This is a genomic window from Collimonas sp. (assembly GCF_035566375.1).
Taxonomy (GTDB): domain Bacteria; phylum Pseudomonadota; class Gammaproteobacteria; order Burkholderiales; family Burkholderiaceae_D; genus Collimonas.
Genome location: NZ_DATMRK010000059.1, coordinates 1 through 14,317, shown reverse-complemented (window position 1 = coordinate 14,317; position 14,317 = coordinate 1). Strand labels below are relative to the sequence as shown.

Annotated in this window: 13 protein-coding genes; 2 read left to right on the top strand and 11 right to left on the bottom strand. The window is 54.6% G+C overall.

The genetic code is table 11. The features are described 5' to 3' along the window. Window positions 1-4 precede the first annotated feature (4 nt). The 3 genes from VNZ60_RS19195 to VNZ60_RS19185 all read right to left on the bottom strand — a co-directional run bounded on the left by VNZ60_RS19195 (window position 5) and on the right by VNZ60_RS19185 (window position 2,632). Window positions 5-892 (bottom strand): Dyp-type peroxidase, encoded by an 888-nt coding sequence (locus VNZ60_RS19195; RefSeq protein WP_325661967.1) that lies wholly within the window; start codon window positions 890-892, stop codon window positions 5-7. 121 nt (window positions 893-1,013) lie between these two features. Further along, window positions 1,014-2,333 (bottom strand): type II toxin-antitoxin system HipA family toxin, encoded by a 1,320-nt coding sequence (locus tag VNZ60_RS19190; protein ID WP_325661965.1) that lies wholly within the window; start codon window positions 2,331-2,333, stop codon window positions 1,014-1,016. Then, window positions 2,330-2,632, bottom strand: a complete 303-nt coding sequence (locus tag VNZ60_RS19185) for a helix-turn-helix domain-containing protein (RefSeq protein WP_325661963.1) — start codon at window positions 2,630-2,632, stop codon at window positions 2,330-2,332. Before VNZ60_RS19185 ends, VNZ60_RS19190 begins: the two co-directional genes overlap by 4 nt. Window positions 2,633-2,949: 317 nt before the next feature. Between VNZ60_RS19185 and VNZ60_RS19180 the strand changes: the two genes are divergently transcribed. After that, the gene (locus VNZ60_RS19180; RefSeq protein ID WP_325661961.1) at window positions 2,950-3,903 is read left to right on the top strand and encodes an AraC family transcriptional regulator; all 954 of its coding nucleotides are present in this window, start codon (window positions 2,950-2,952) and stop codon (window positions 3,901-3,903) included. Between the two features lie 7 nt (window positions 3,904-3,910). Here VNZ60_RS19180 and VNZ60_RS19175 read toward each other — a convergent pair whose 3' ends face one another. From VNZ60_RS19175 to VNZ60_RS19145, 7 genes are all read right to left on the bottom strand, one after another. Continuing rightward, window positions 3,911-5,095, bottom strand: coding sequence for a low temperature requirement protein A (locus VNZ60_RS19175; protein WP_325661960.1), 1,185 nt, complete (start codon window positions 5,093-5,095; stop codon window positions 3,911-3,913). Window positions 5,096-5,257: 162 nt separating this feature from the next. Continuing rightward, window positions 5,258-5,809: an acyl-homoserine-lactone synthase gene (locus VNZ60_RS19170; RefSeq protein WP_325661958.1), complete on the bottom strand. Its 552-nt coding sequence runs from the start codon at window positions 5,807-5,809 to the stop codon at window positions 5,258-5,260. A gap of 241 nt (window positions 5,810-6,050) precedes the next feature. Next, window positions 6,051-6,761, bottom strand: coding sequence for an autoinducer binding domain-containing protein (locus VNZ60_RS19165; protein ID WP_325661956.1), 711 nt, complete (start codon window positions 6,759-6,761; stop codon window positions 6,051-6,053). A gap of 339 nt (window positions 6,762-7,100) precedes the next feature. Further along, window positions 7,101-8,480 (bottom strand): ATP-dependent RNA helicase DbpA, encoded by a 1,380-nt coding sequence (gene dbpA, locus VNZ60_RS19160; RefSeq protein ID WP_325395163.1) that lies wholly within the window; start codon window positions 8,478-8,480, stop codon window positions 7,101-7,103. A 572-nt stretch (window positions 8,481-9,052) separates the two neighbouring features. After that, a complete protein-coding gene (locus tag VNZ60_RS19155) occupies window positions 9,053-9,799 on the bottom strand; it encodes a 3D domain-containing protein (RefSeq protein WP_325661955.1) in 747 nt (248 codons plus the stop codon). A gap of 76 nt (window positions 9,800-9,875) precedes the next feature. Beyond that, complete coding sequence (locus VNZ60_RS19150) at window positions 9,876-11,474, bottom strand: hypothetical protein (RefSeq protein ID WP_325661953.1); 1,599 nt, start codon at window positions 11,472-11,474, stop codon at window positions 9,876-9,878. A gap of 103 nt (window positions 11,475-11,577) precedes the next feature. Beyond that, the gene (locus VNZ60_RS19145) at window positions 11,578-12,810 is read right to left on the bottom strand and encodes an alpha/beta hydrolase (RefSeq protein ID WP_325661952.1); all 1,233 of its coding nucleotides are present in this window, start codon (window positions 12,808-12,810) and stop codon (window positions 11,578-11,580) included. A 567-nt stretch (window positions 12,811-13,377) separates the two neighbouring features. Here VNZ60_RS19145 and VNZ60_RS19140 point away from each other — a divergent pair. After that, window positions 13,378-14,070 (top strand): formylglycine-generating enzyme family protein, encoded by a 693-nt coding sequence (locus VNZ60_RS19140; protein WP_325661950.1) that lies wholly within the window; start codon window positions 13,378-13,380, stop codon window positions 14,068-14,070. Between the two features lie 107 nt (window positions 14,071-14,177). Here the strand turns inward: VNZ60_RS19140 and VNZ60_RS25295 are convergent, their stop codons facing one another. Beyond that, window positions 14,178-14,279 (bottom strand): SymE family type I addiction module toxin, encoded by a 102-nt coding sequence (locus VNZ60_RS25295; RefSeq protein ID WP_414648906.1) that lies wholly within the window; start codon window positions 14,277-14,279, stop codon window positions 14,178-14,180. Window positions 14,280-14,317: the final 38 nt, after the last annotated feature.

Here is a 14,317-nt window from a genome sequence, read left to right as displayed (position 1 = left end):
TGGCTTAGATGCCGATGCTGCGCAGATCGAGGCGGCCGCCCTGTAGCGGCGGGCACCAGTAATAGCCGCCGGTGACCGGGCGAGAAAAGCTGAACAGGGCGTCGACGATACCGTCTTCGAGGCCCAGCATGCGGCGCAAGACGTTTTCGAAACGGTCGCTGGATTCGCCGTAAGCGATGAATTCCGTGCCTTGCTGCTGGCCGTTATCCCACGGCATGGAGTGGCGCACCATGTAAGCCTCGGGCGTAAAACTTTCCTGCGCCGCACGCTTGGCGTGAGCCGATTCGGGTGCGTCCTCGATTTCTTCGTTGTCGGCGATCTGGCGGCCGATGCTGGCGTCGCGCTGTTCTACGGGGAAAGCGCGGAAGCGTGGCAAGTCATGAATCCAGCGTTGTACCGCAACAAAACTGGAGCCCTGGCGGCCGACGCCTTCCGCCACCAGCGCGGCGGCAATGGCGGCGGCGTCCTTGGGGTTTTCGGTGCCGTCTTCGTAACCGGTCAGATCGCGGTTGTCGCGGTAACGGAAGGTATCCAGCGCGTCTTCCAGCACCAGAGCTTCACTCAGCAGTTCGACCAGTTGCGCGGTGCGTTCGAACAGGCTGCTGCGGTCGCTGCCGCGCAGCAGGATCCACATGGCTTGCTGCGTCGACGGCGCCGCGCAGCCGTGTCCTTCAAGCGCCGGAAACGGCCGCAGGCCGGCGACGTGCTGGTCCAGTGCCTGGACTAACGGCGCACCGAGGCCGACGACACCCCAGTCAGCCGCAAATACTTCACGCAGCCGGCTCAGCGCTGCTTGCGGATTTTGACCATTAAGGCGAAATGTGAGTGAACGGCCGAGTGGCGAGAGTGCTGCGAGAATGCCTGGTTGGGCTTGGTCTACGGTTGCGGGCATTGCATTTCCTTATGCGAGGGAAGGGATGATATTAGCGGATTCTGGCAATTTTTGCGGAGCGGATATTTTTTATCGGGCGGCCATGCAAATCGGCAAAAAATCGGCAAAATCAGGCAGTCGGCTAGCTGGCGGCGGCTTTTGCGCTCTGCCTGGCTTGCCTTGCGCGCAAGCCGGCGATGATCTCGCGCCCCATGAAATATTCCATCAGCCGGTTTTTTTGATGCGGCAGCAACTGGCTGGCGGCGATCAGGTCCGGCCATGCTGCCAGGGCTTTTTTGCAGACTTCGCTGATGACCTGGCGCAGCGGCGGTTCCAGCATGCCGCTGCGGTTGGCGAAGGCGCGCAAGGTGACGGGCGACAGGAAGGAGCGCTTGGCCTGGCCCTCGGCAAATTTGAGGGCGTGGCCGCTGCCGCTCAGGTACACGCTATAGGCCACCACGTCATAGGCAGGTGAGAATTCAATCCGGCCATCGGCCAGATAGCGGATGCCGAAATTTTTCAGGTGGGCGTCATAATTGCCGATCAATTCGTTGACGGTGATGCGGCGTAATAATTCATGGCAGGCGGCTTCACCCAATCCCGCCACGGCCTGCATCACCAGCGCCATGTCGGCATAGCTGGCGCCGGTATATTTTTTGTCTGGATCGACGCCCAGTATCTGGCAAAAATCTTCTACATGCAGCCGGCCCGGCTGATCGCGGTCGAATCTTTGCACTGCCAGGAATTGCTGGTTTTCACCTGCCGTATGTGACGGATGCAGATGTTCAGCCATGATCGCGGCCAGTGGCTGCAAGCTGGCGCTGCACACGGTGACGCCGGCTGCCTGTGCCAGTTGCAAGGACAGATGTTCGACTTCCGGCAGATGGTCGTATTGCGCGGTGGGCAGCTTGCCGATGATATGGGCGTCTTTATGGCGGGTACGGCTGACATACCTGCCGCCTTCCAGGATCAGGGCCAGTTTCGGCTGCATGCCGGAAATCGAGACGCCGTCCACCAGCGGCGCGGCGATCACGCTTTCTTCTATGGCTTCCTGGTCTTGCGTCACCAGGCGCGTCATCATGGCCCGCGTCAGCTTGGTCGGGATGGCCCTGACCGCGCCGGGCAAGTCGCGGCCGCAGGCAGCCAGCAGTTCAAAATGATTGTCTTCCGCGCAGTTGCGCTCAAGCGCGATTTGCTTGCGCAATACGCCCTCAGGCAATAAGTTCTGGAAGAAGGCGGGCAGCCGCATCTGGCCGGGCGAATTGAAAATGGCTGCCAGCGGATTGAGCAGCAAGGCCATATCCTGTTGCGGCGTGGCGGCGCGCATCGATAGCGACAAGGTCGGCCGCTGCGGGTCTTGGGCATAGCCGGGATCGACCTGGAAGCGCACCATGTCGCCGTATTGGAACAAGACCCCGACCTGGCGCTCCGCCACATAGATATCCAGCGCGCTGAGGTTCATTTGCGCTGCCCCTTCCCCGGTTGCGCCAGCGCTGCCGCCACCAGGCTTTGCACCTCTTCTTCGGCGGGCGATTTTGCGGCAATCGAAGACGCTACTGCCTTCGGTAGCAGCACCACTTCCAGCCCCAGCTGATCGGCAATTGTCATCAAGGTACTGAGACGGGGATCGTTCTTGCCGGCGAGAACGCCGCGTATGGTCACCGCCGTCAGCCCGCTGTTGCGGCTCATGGCGACGACTGAAAGCGCCAATCGGTCTTTGGCTTGGCGGAGGGTGGCGGCGAGTTCGCTCAGGGTTTTCATGGGGGTTAGTAAACTAACTTTTATATGACAAGGGATAGTATAGTATCTTTTTTAAAAGAATAGTTAAATATCTTATTTATTAAAACAGATATTTAACTATCTTTTATATCTGATGCTGCTCGGAAAAAACCATATAAGCATTGCCGAATGCCTTCGTTTTGCAGCGTGCTCGAGAGCTGGCCGGGCATAGTCGCTTAGTCCCGATTTCTTGCACAATCCTCCAAATGTATAGCCCGGCGGCGCCGCATCTGATCGAAAAATAGTAGACTCGATCCACTTGCAACATGTTGGAAATGAGGCGGAAAATGAGGCCGGAAATGAGGGATTCAGGATCAATTCAGGGGAGCGGCGGCGCTCAAGCGTTATCGCTGCAGCAATTAGAGCTGGCGCGGCTGATTGCGCAATACGCCGCCACCGACGGCATACACCAGACGGCGATTGCGCCGCTCCACGTGGTGCGACTGTCGCAACCTACGACGCCGGTCCATGCCTTGCACATGCCGGCCTTGTGCATTATCGCCCAAGGACAGAAGCAAGTGATGCTGGCCGATGAAGTCTATATTTACAATTCCGCCCAGTACCTGGTGGTTTCGGTAGACCTGCCGGTGATGGGACATGTATCGCAAGCGACGCCGGAGCTGCCGTATCTTTGCGTGCGGCTGGATCTCGATCCGAAAGAGATCGGCGACCTGATCATGGCGGGGAAGGTGCATGCAAAAAAATCCGACCTGCCGGCGCGCGGCATGTTTGTCAGCAAGGCTAATTCCAGCCTGCTGGATGCAGTGCTGCGCCTGATGCAATTGCTGGCGACGCCGCAGGATATCGCGGTGCTGGCGCCGCTGGCGATACGGGAAATCCTGTACCGGCTGCTGCAAGATGAGCAGGGTGGCATGTTGCAGCAGATCGCTATGTCCGACAGCCAGGCGCAACATGTGGTCAAAGCGATCGAATTGATCAAGCGCGACTACCGGCTGCCGCTGCGGATAGAAAACCTGGCGCGTGAAGCGAATATGAGCTCATCCTCCTTGCACCATCATTTCAAGGTGGTGACGGCGATGACGCCTTTGCAATATCAGAAACAGCTCAGGCTGCAAGAGGCGCGCCGCCTGTTGTTTACCCAGGTCGGCGACGCCGCCACGGCGGGGCATCTGGTCGGTTATGAAAGCCCCTCGCAATTCAGTCGCGAGTACAACCGCATGTTTGGCTCGCCGCCGGCGCGCGATGTGGCGCGCTTGCGTGCTACCAGTGCCGCCGGCGGCAATCCGGCTTAAGTCAGATTTATTCGGCGCGTCGTGAGTGCTGTGAGCGGCGGCGTGAAATACTTTCCTGGGTCGCCGCGACGATCAGTAGCGCGGTAGTCAGGCCGGCAATCATCAACTGGTCGGTGTAATAGGCGAACGGGATCAATATCGCCAGCGCCGTCAGCCCGATCACATGAGAAAGCGGAAACAGGCGGTAGACCACGGTCTTGTAGACGCCGTTGCCGAACAAATAAACCATCGGCCCGCCGATCAGCACCGCCAGCGATTTTGTGTCTATGTGCCCGGCTGGATGGGCGATCGCCAGCTCGTAACCGACGGCGGTAATAATCACGCCGGCAACGATGATGACGTGGGTGTAGTGAAAATAAGCGCCTATGCGTCCTGGATCTTTCGAATGCACGATGGCGTCGGTGCAGGCCTGGCTGCTGGTGTCGAAATAGATCCACCACATTGCCAGGCTGCCGACGAAAGCTACCAGGAAGGCGATCAGGGTCGGCGCGTCCCAGTTCGCCATATGGCTGATGGTGGCGCCGGTCACCAGGATCGATTCGCCTAGCGCCACTATCACGAACAACTGGCAGCGTTCGGCCATATGGCCGCCCTCTATGGTCCATTCCTGCGTCTGGGAGCGGCCCATGCCGGGCAGCCACAGGCCGATCATCGGCGACAGGTATTCGCAGGCCACCGCCAGCATCCAGAACCAGAGCCGGTAATTGGCCGCCGCCAGGCCGCCGGCAATCCAGAAGGCGCCCGAGATGCACAGCCAGCCCAGCATGCGTTGGAAGTTCTTGCTTAAGGCGTGGTGGCACCCCAGATGGAATACTACAAACAGCGTGCGGCCGATCTGCATGGTGGCGTAGCACACCGCAAAAACCAGGCCGCGTTCGCCAAAGGCGTCTGGCAATACCGCCGACATCACCAGGCTGACCAGCATGATGGCGAACAGCAGCAGCCTGATCGGCATCGTATCCGGGTCAAACCAGTTGGTCACCCAGCAGGTGTATTGCCACACCAGCCAGACCGCAAACCACAACACCAGGGTTTGGAAAGCACCCAGAGCCGTGAGATTTTCCAGCAAATGATGAGACAGCTGGGTAACGGCAAAGACGTACACCAGATCAAAGAACAGTTCGGCTGACAGCACCTTGGCTTCGCGGCCGTCGCGCGCGCGCAAGAGATTGGCTGTGCCCCAGATGCTCATGGCTGTTTTCCCTTATCGTGTATCGATCTTGTGATTCACAATAAGGGAGGTTTCTGTTACGTGTCAATCGCCGCGGCGGCGTTGGGGCGGGTCTTTAGGATGATTGATCGTGCACCTGGCTAGCAATCCGATGGTTACCTTAAAACAGGAAATGCGCGTTATTCATACGTCAATCAGGCAGGCAAAAATCCGATGGCCATCGATCAGCATGGGCGGCCCCGAACGATGCGCTTTAAAACCCCCGCGCTGCAACCAGCGCTCGATGCCAATCGGCGAGACAGTGATAAGGTGTTTGGCGCCGCGTCTTGCCGCACAGTCTATCGAGGCTTGCAGCAGCTCGTAGCCATTCGATGCCGATACCTGTCCCAGCGGCGAGTCGTTTTTCTTGCTGAAATCGACTGCCGCAAAACGCGACAGTTCCCACACGTCGTTGGTACAGGGCGGCGCCGCGCCTTTGAGCAATTGCGGAAATACTTCGCTCAGCAAATATGGTTGACTGGTGGGCAGCAAGCGAGCGCAGCCGTTGATTTCTCCATGCTTATCTTGCGCCACCACGTAGATTGTGTCGGCGTGATCAAACTGGTCCAGTTCTGCACCATCTTTGGTCTCCAGTTTCCATTGCAGGGTTTCGACGAAAACCTTGTGGCGATAACTGGAAATTCTTGAAAATAACTCACCTGATAACTCGGCAGCGGCCCCGGAAATGACGTTCATCGCTTGTGTCCTTAACTAGTTGTTAGTGAATTAATTTTCAAATGCGCGGGGTGCCTGGCGTAACTGTCAAGGTTTACAGGTAGGTGTGCAGGCCGACATGCGGGGCGGCATGCGGCGGGGGAATGAGGCCGGGCGTGGGGCAAAAAAAAATCCGGCAGGGCCGGATTGATAGGGGCAGATGTGTGGCGTCGACGTGAGGCTCAGATGTGGGACGTCAGAATGCAGGCCGCGCCTGCCGCGGCTATAAAATGCCGAGTCGCACCGCCTTGATGGCGGCAGCGGTCTTATTGGTTGCGTTGAGTTTTTTCAAGGTGTTCGAAATATGGAAATTCACCGTACGATCGGAAATGTTCATGATCTCGCTGACTTCACCCGAAGTCTTACCATCGGCAGTCCAGCGCAGCACTTCGAGTTCTCGCTCGGTCAATTGAGTGGCGGCTTCCGGCATATACTTCTCGATCAACAGTTGCGACAAGGCCTCATGCGCAACTCCTACCAGCCATGACAGCCTGAGCGAGATTTCACGCAGCTCCTTGTGCGAGACGCTGTCATCCGAACGCGATAGGTTGAGCAAACCGGAGATGCCTTTGGCGTCATGGCAGGATTGCGCCCAGCCTGTATGCAGGCCGTGCGAGCGAGCATCTTCCCAGAATGTGTGGTTGCTGGCGAGATGCTTGTCGGACCAGACCACAGGCAGATTTGATTGCTTGCCATGCGCCACCGTGGGGTCGATTTTCTGATAGCGTTCTTGCTGATAGCGCTGCTGCCAACGCGCGGGGTAGTTGTTCAAGCTGACTACCTTGGGTTCGGCCACAGGCCAGGGCAGGCGCATATCGTAAGCGCAATAATCGAAGCCGAGCTGCTTGGCAACTCCGGACAAGGCGTTAAACAGAACCGGCGCGGATTTCGCGCTCAGCATCGATTGCATTTGTTGTTCTTGCCAACTAAACATAGCTGCACTCCCGTAAAAAATGTGTGTTTTTCATGGAAGGAAATTCTTTTCTTCTGCTGCAAAACCGCTGTCAGATTGCTGTCAAAGAAGGGACGGCGCTTCTATCGATAGTGAACTGATAGCGAGGGTGTTGCAACATCACATCGGCTAGCATTTCGAATCACAAGGTATATGCCTTTTTTTGGCTTCAGCTGCGGCGCGGGTCCCGGGTTTCCGCACTCGCAAAAAGGTTTCCGTTAAGAAATTTAACACACTTTTGCCGCCGCGCGCATCGAGTTAATATACAAAAACAATTATTTATATGCAATCAAATACAATGCTAGCCGGCGGCGTCCAGCATTAAATAAATCGCATCTTGAAGTTCTTGCCCTTGATATTGCCGCTGCTCAAGCGGCTGAACGCCTGCTTGGCAATCCGTTTATCCAGCGCCACATAGGTGACGAATTCAAATACGCTGATCTTGCCGACCTGTTCCTTGCTCAAGCCGACCTCGCCGGTCAGTGCGCCCAATAAATCGCCCGGCCGCAGCTTGTCTTTCTTGCCGCCCATGATGCATAGGGTCAGCATGGGCGCCGTCAATGGCTCGCCGTCGGCCGCTTTCAGCTCTGCCAGGTCGAACCAGCTGACCGGTCCTTGCTGGTAATCCTCGATCAGCTTGACCCATTTCTTTTCATTCGGCGCGCACAAGCTCAGCGCCAATCCTCGCTCCTGGCCACGGCCGGTGCGGCCGACGCGGTGGATATGGACTTCGGTATCCTTGGAAACATCGACATTGATGACCGCGCCCAGGGTCTGGATATCCAGCCCGCGTGCCGCAACGTCTGTTGCGACCAGCACCGAGCAGCTTTGGTTGGCGAAACGCACCAGGATCTCGTCGCGCTCGCGCTGTTCCAGCTCGCCGTACAGCGCCAGCGCACTGAAACCCTGGGCGCGCAATTCGTCGGCCAGTTCGCGGCAATGGATCTTGGTATTGCAAAAGGCGATGGTAGAGACCGGCTTATAGTGGTTCAGCAACTGCGCCACCGCTGCGTTGCGGCCTTCGTAGGAGACTTCGTAAAAGCGTTGCTCGATGCGACCGGTATCGTGCTGCGCTTCAACCTTGACTTCGACCGCGTCGCGCAGGAATTCGGCGCTGGCTTTGCGAATGTTGTCAGGATAAGTCGCGGAAAACAGCAAGGTCTGACGGCGCGCCGGGCAAGCGCTGACGATGCCCGAGATTTCTTCGTAAAAGCCCATGTCGACCATGCGGTCGGCTTCATCCAGCACCAGCGTTTGCACCGTGCCGAGGTTGATGCTGCCACGCCCGATGTGATCGCGGATACGCCCCGGCGTGCCGACGATGATATGTGCGCCATGTTCCAGCGAGCCGATCTGCGGCCCCATCGGGGTGCCGCCGCACAAGGTCAGGATCTTGACGTTGTCGGCAAAGCGCGCCAGGCGCCGCAGCTCTTTGGCGACCTGGTCCGCCAGTTCACGCGTAGGGCACAGCACCAGCGCCTGGATCGCAAAATAGCTGGGATTGAGTTTGTGCAGGATGCCGATGCCGAAGGCAGCCGTCTTGCCGCTGCCGGTCTTGGCCTGAGCGATCAGATCGCGCCGCTCGAGGATCACCGGCAGGCTGTGCGCCTGGATCACGGTCATTTCATGATAGCCAAGGCTATCCAGGTTGCTGAGTAACGCCGGCGCCAGCGGGAGGGTAGAGAAGGAGGAGGTTTTCACGATGATGATGTCGCCAGCTTAAGGGGTGGGGGAAGGGGGAGGGAAGTCTAACAGGTGGCCGGGCTTAGGGCTAGGATAGTGTGCTTGTTGTCGATCTATTACCTGTTCCATTTGGCGGCGATAGTTGCCTGGATGTTGGTAATTGACGCTCCGGAAGGCCATTGGACTTCCGAAGCAGGCCACCGAGCTTTTGAAGCAGGTCGTCGAGCTTCGGAAGCTTAACATCGAAGCCCCGAAGCAGAGCGTTGAACCTCAACAAGCAGCCCATCTAGCTTCCGAAGCAGGGAATCGAACCACCAAAGCAGGTGATCGAGCTTCGGAAGTTCAACATCGAAGCTCCGAAGCAGGGCGTCGAACCTCCGGAGGCAGGCGATCAAGCTTCCGAAGCCAACTGTCGAGCGTCCGAAGCAAGGCGTCGGGCTTTTGCAGTGCGATAGCCCAGCGCCATGCTCGCGCCGATGCGCTGATACTTGCACGGGAAGTAAAAAGAGGGATGTGCCGCTGGGCACATCCCTCTGTTGTTGACGCTGGCCGGACTTAGCTGACCGGCGGTTGCTGCGGCGCGGAGCACATCATGGTTTGTGCATGTTTTTCAGCTTCGATATTACTGAGGCATCAGTAACGACTACTGCTTTGAACGCGGTTGTATCGTCACTTGTGATGAACGCGGGAAAGCAGTTTTCTGCCGTTGCGCCGCAAAAGACATCTATATGTTGCCCCTTGATTGCCCCACCCGTATCAGCGGCAAAAAAGTAGCCGTCGTGACGGATTGTCTTTCCGGGAACAACCGTGACCTCTACCCCCTTTGCTTTTGGGATGTACAAGGCTGTGCCAAAGGGGATGCGTGATGGATCTACTGCGATTGTTCGATAGGGTACAAGAATGAACCCTGAGACGCCGTCACCGAAAGGTCCTTTGGCGGCAGTAAAGTACGATTTTCCGACCGAAGAAATCCATGGCTTGCGTTTCGGATCGATTTTTAGGACGGCAGCACAGTCGACCTGTATGTTTCCGCTCGCACCAGCATAGTTGAGGGTCTTTACTGTGTCGGTGCCGGATACTTGAATTGTGCCCTCAATGGCGCCAAGGCACCAATCTCTTGGGTTCAGCATACCTGTGAGCGCTTGTCCGGATTTACTACGGATTGGAACGCCTGTCCCAATTTCTGTGGCGGCTTGGACATAGTAATGGGTTGCCCAAAGATTGACCGCTGATGTCTCGTCTTTAGGCGGCAGAAAAGAAAAATCCTCCTGATTGGCTGCTGTAGCGCCGGCTGTGAACCAGACTGCTGCTAGCAGCAAGATTATTTTCGTGATCATCTTAGTTGCTCCTTTTGATAGTTATCTAATTGGGCTTACAGCAAAGGAACGCATAGTGCGATGCAGTGTTATCGAATCAATTTGAAAATAGAGGAAGAATGTTCTGTTTCCATTGATCTTTCAACTGTGCGGATGTTGGTAGTTTTGTTAATTTGTCAGGTGTTTGATGTAGAGGTATAGCTGCACTGGATTTTCCTTTAAGAGTGAACTTGTCCGATTCATAGCGCCTTATTTGGGCTGTGCCAGGCGGTGGTGCCTTGTTATCGTTATCTGTTTGCATTGGAACTGTTGCCCGATTTTTTATGCCGGCCTCTTTTAGCCTCGTTAACAGATTGATTACTGTTTTGCTAGCCTCCTTCGAGTTTGTGTCAATTTGTTGCGAAATGTGCATGGATTGAGCGGAAATAACTGTCTTAAGTGCTGCCAATCGGGCTGGAGAGGTATTCGTCCGAAAGACGGTGGCAGCAAGCTCTGCGTCGCTTACATTTTTAATGGTATTGGATGCATTTGCTGTGCGCCGAGCCGAATTTGTTGATGTCGTTGGTGAGTTGGGTTCATTCCCGGCTTCGTTTTGAGGCGTGTACCGTTTTGCCATCGCTATGATGATGCCTTCGTATACTGGGTAAAGCAGCGTGTCGGCACGCACCATATTTAGTGATTGTTGAGTGCTTTCTGCTGTCAGCCTTTGGCAGGAAAAGGCGAACAGTGCATTGAGCACTTCTTTCTCGACGGTCGTTGGATCTTTCACCCAAGCAGCATTTTTGATATCGTTAGATAGTCCCTTTGCTGCATGAGGGCCGACAAAGAATTCTGTTAACGAGATCACAAACCAAGTTTTGTTATCAATTTGGTCAAGTTTGTCCTCAACATCACGAGCGACTCGCGTCAACGCATTCATTGCCAATTGGGCAGTTTCAGCGGCGACATATTGATTTATCACAGGTTTGGCGTCGTTATAAAAAATTGAACATGCTGGGCAAGGGGTATTGGGATTTGCATCCGCGATAGAAGCAATGGTTCTGTATAGCCCATCGCTGAGCGTGACAATCGACACAAGATCCTGTGTGATGTCGTTCTTTACAGAATTGTTGTTATTGATCTTTGCGGCAAGAGTGTTTGCCTGGTTGGCGAACGTTGAAATATCAGCTTTGATCTGCCCCATGTCGCTTTTGACGGCCGAGGCGGTACCATAAATCACGCCTTCAATCGAGAGTATGCAGTTAGGTAGTACACCGTCGTTATCGTTGCATTGTGTTTGCGTCGCGGTCGACTGCAATTTGTTGGCTGCAACCTGAATGGAAGCATTCATGGTCTGAACTTCGGTTCGGATTTTGGCCAAGGTCACGGAAGCATCCATGACCATAGCTTGATCGTCCGCCGACAGGTTCGCGATGTCATCACGAATCTTATCTATTAAGGACGGTAAGCTCTGGACTGCATTCCCCTTTTCATCCTTGAGTGCAGTCAAGGAAAATCCAAAATCTTTTGCCACCACCTCTTTTATTTGATCCGAAAATTTTATCTTCGCTGTAAGTGACGATACGTTCTGTGAAGAGCATATCTGACTCAGCGCATTCGCCTCCGTCAGATTTTCTTGCACAACACTGCTAAGGCTCTGGCATCCAGTCAACATCATCAGGATCCCGTTTAATACCCAGCACGTGTATTCACGCATATATCATCCTCGATTCCTGTTGACAGTCCGATCTTGCGCTCGAAAACAGCTAGGTTTTCCGCTAATACGCCGTTCAGGAGTCAAGGCTGGTAGCACCACTAATTTAAGGAGCACCGATGGTTGTAGTTTGAATAATTTCACATCCCCATCGATCCACTGAATTGGGTGCGGGTAAGCTCTCCCCGACGACCCAGTAGCCTTTCTTTGGATGCCAAGGCGCATTTGCACGAATCGATTGTCCGTGGAAAATCAGGCTCTTCATATCGGCAAGAAATGGCGTCGCTTGCGCAAAATAGGCGTGTCCAATATCGATTAGATCTACGTTGATATAAGACACGACGTAGTCGATATGCTTGACGGGAAATATTGGGGCGTTGCCGCATCCAACGCGTGGGTAGTCATGTACAGCTTCGGACAGATGTACAGCTTTGTCGAAGGGAGACAAATAGACGGTCGTCTGGTCCGAGATGTCGAGATAGGCAGGCGCTAATGCGTGAAATACTTCGGCATCGACATCCGGCGCCGCGAGAATGATCTGTCCAAAATGAATTGCGTTGTTGACGGCCGCATCATGAAGCGCTCCTGCCACCACACGTAATAGCGCTCGGTTTCCCATGCTGTGTGCGACGACGTGAATCTTACGACCATTCGCCAAACTAGCGATTTGTGTCAGATATTTGGCAAGGTACGCTTCACTGGCGTCGATCGCCGCTTCGTCCATAAAGTATCCGTGAACGATCGAGGCTGTTGAAGCCGCAGAGGGCCAGTTAAACAAGAACATGCGGTACTGCGGGATACCAAGGTCGACGCCAAGCTGTCCGGCACGAAGCGCAGACTGTTCAAAGCTATTGTTAAAGCCATGGATGTACACAACGACGGCATCCAAATCTACGGCATCGTGCATGTGTATTGCGACGTTGTGCAAAAACGTTGATTCGTCGGCATAGGGCTGGATACGGCTAACTGTCAAACTGGGGTCTTGGCCGGTGATATCTCCGATCAGAGAACCCGTCGAGCCGGTTTGATGGTGTTTCGGAACGTGAACAACTAACGTTCCGTAATTTAACTCTGATGGTCCTTGATGAAATTCTGGGTCACGTGAAGCGGCGTAAGGCACCGTGGATCTTGGAGCACCGGTCTGTAATGGTTTTCGTGTAGTCGCGTAAAAAAGCGAGTAATCAATGGTAGTTTCCGCCTCGGTGGGAAGCTGGATTCCTTCTGGGGGGATTGGCTTGTAGCTGGAAAGGGCAAGGGAAGGGGATGACGATGTCGCGCAACTAGCCAGAATAAATGAAAACCCCCCGCAAACGACCGCTGAAAAGAGCTTTCGACGCATCGCACTCCCCTTGAGTGATTAGAATTTCTTTTGTTTTTTAGGGTATAAGAGAAAAAGGTGGCGTGCAAGTAGAAAAGGTTTTTCCTGAGATGCTCTCTATTTTTCCTTCGGGGCGTTAGGACGGGCAGGTCAGTAGGGCTATGAATTGGGGAAATAAAGAGGGCAGAGTCGAATATCCACCTGAGATGTATTAGCAGAAGGAACGGGGCAATTTATTTTAATTTTGCTAAAGTGCTGATGGCATGGGTTACCCCGGCAACGCTCCGATTCTTGACAAGCGTTCGTCCGGCATCAAAGTGATAACGATGCGAATCATGTCGTCTCGCGATACACCAACTGGACAAGTTAATGTGAATTCAGGTGTTCCGTATTTATGTCTCATAGCACGCGTTGTCAACCCTGTACGGGAATCGAGAGGGCGGAACTTGACCATATACCAAACCAAATCTTCCTCGCTCAAGTTACCGGGAATAAAAAGGGGGGGGGTATTTGCATTAGAATATTCGACTCCAACCCATTTATTCCTACCTGGGTATTTTTCAACTCACGCCGACATTGTGGAGAAAAATGGAGCTTCTGTCTGAAACGCTCGATGTGCAAACGCTACAAATTCCCGCAGGAACCATTGCATTGAGGGACGATAGAACAGGCCGTAAATGGCTAGTCGAACTGCAACGTTTTGCGATCGGCCGCTATCCCGTCACTCAGACGCAATATGCTGCTGTAACCGGGCAATGGCCATCGTCATATGTCGCCGCGCAATGTCCAGTAGAGAACGTATCCTGGATGGATGCCGTTCGGTTCTGCAACAAGCTATCGACGGCTGCCGGCTTTCTTGCCTATTACAAAATCCATGAAGATGAAACGGGAGCTTCTGTTGTTCCCGCAAGTAACGGCTATCGCTTGCCCACCGAAGCTGAATGGGAATATGCAAGCCGCGCCGGAACAAATGGCCCGAGATATGGTGAACTCGACGATATCGCCTGGTATCGAGAAAACTCTGGGGGCCGCACACACGAAGTCGGGCAGAAGCAAGCAAATGACTGGGGACTTTACGACACGCTAGGCAACGTTTGGGAGTGGTGCGCAGATCAATACGACCTGGAGGTCTATGGTTCGTATCGTGTGTTTCGTGGCGGTGGCTGGTCTGATACCGAAAGAGGCTGCCTTGCTACGAATCGTCGTCGTAGTCATCCGACATTTGCGATCGATGATCTTGGCTTCCGGATTGCCAGATCGCTTGATATCCGTCGCGGGTGATCCAGCGCACATCAGAGTCGAATAGAAAATCCGCTCCCAACCCTACTTACTGCGCAGGATTGTAGAGCGGATTTTTTAGCGGTAAATACCACGATTAAACGCCAGCCCTAGTCACTGGTAATCATCAAACACCCCTTCATGACTCTGACGCGAACAGGGACGTTGGGCATGAACCCGGCCTGTTTCAAGCCGCTGCCATGCAAGCGTATCCAAAGCGTTTCGGGATTGTCGTCCTGATAGAAGGACA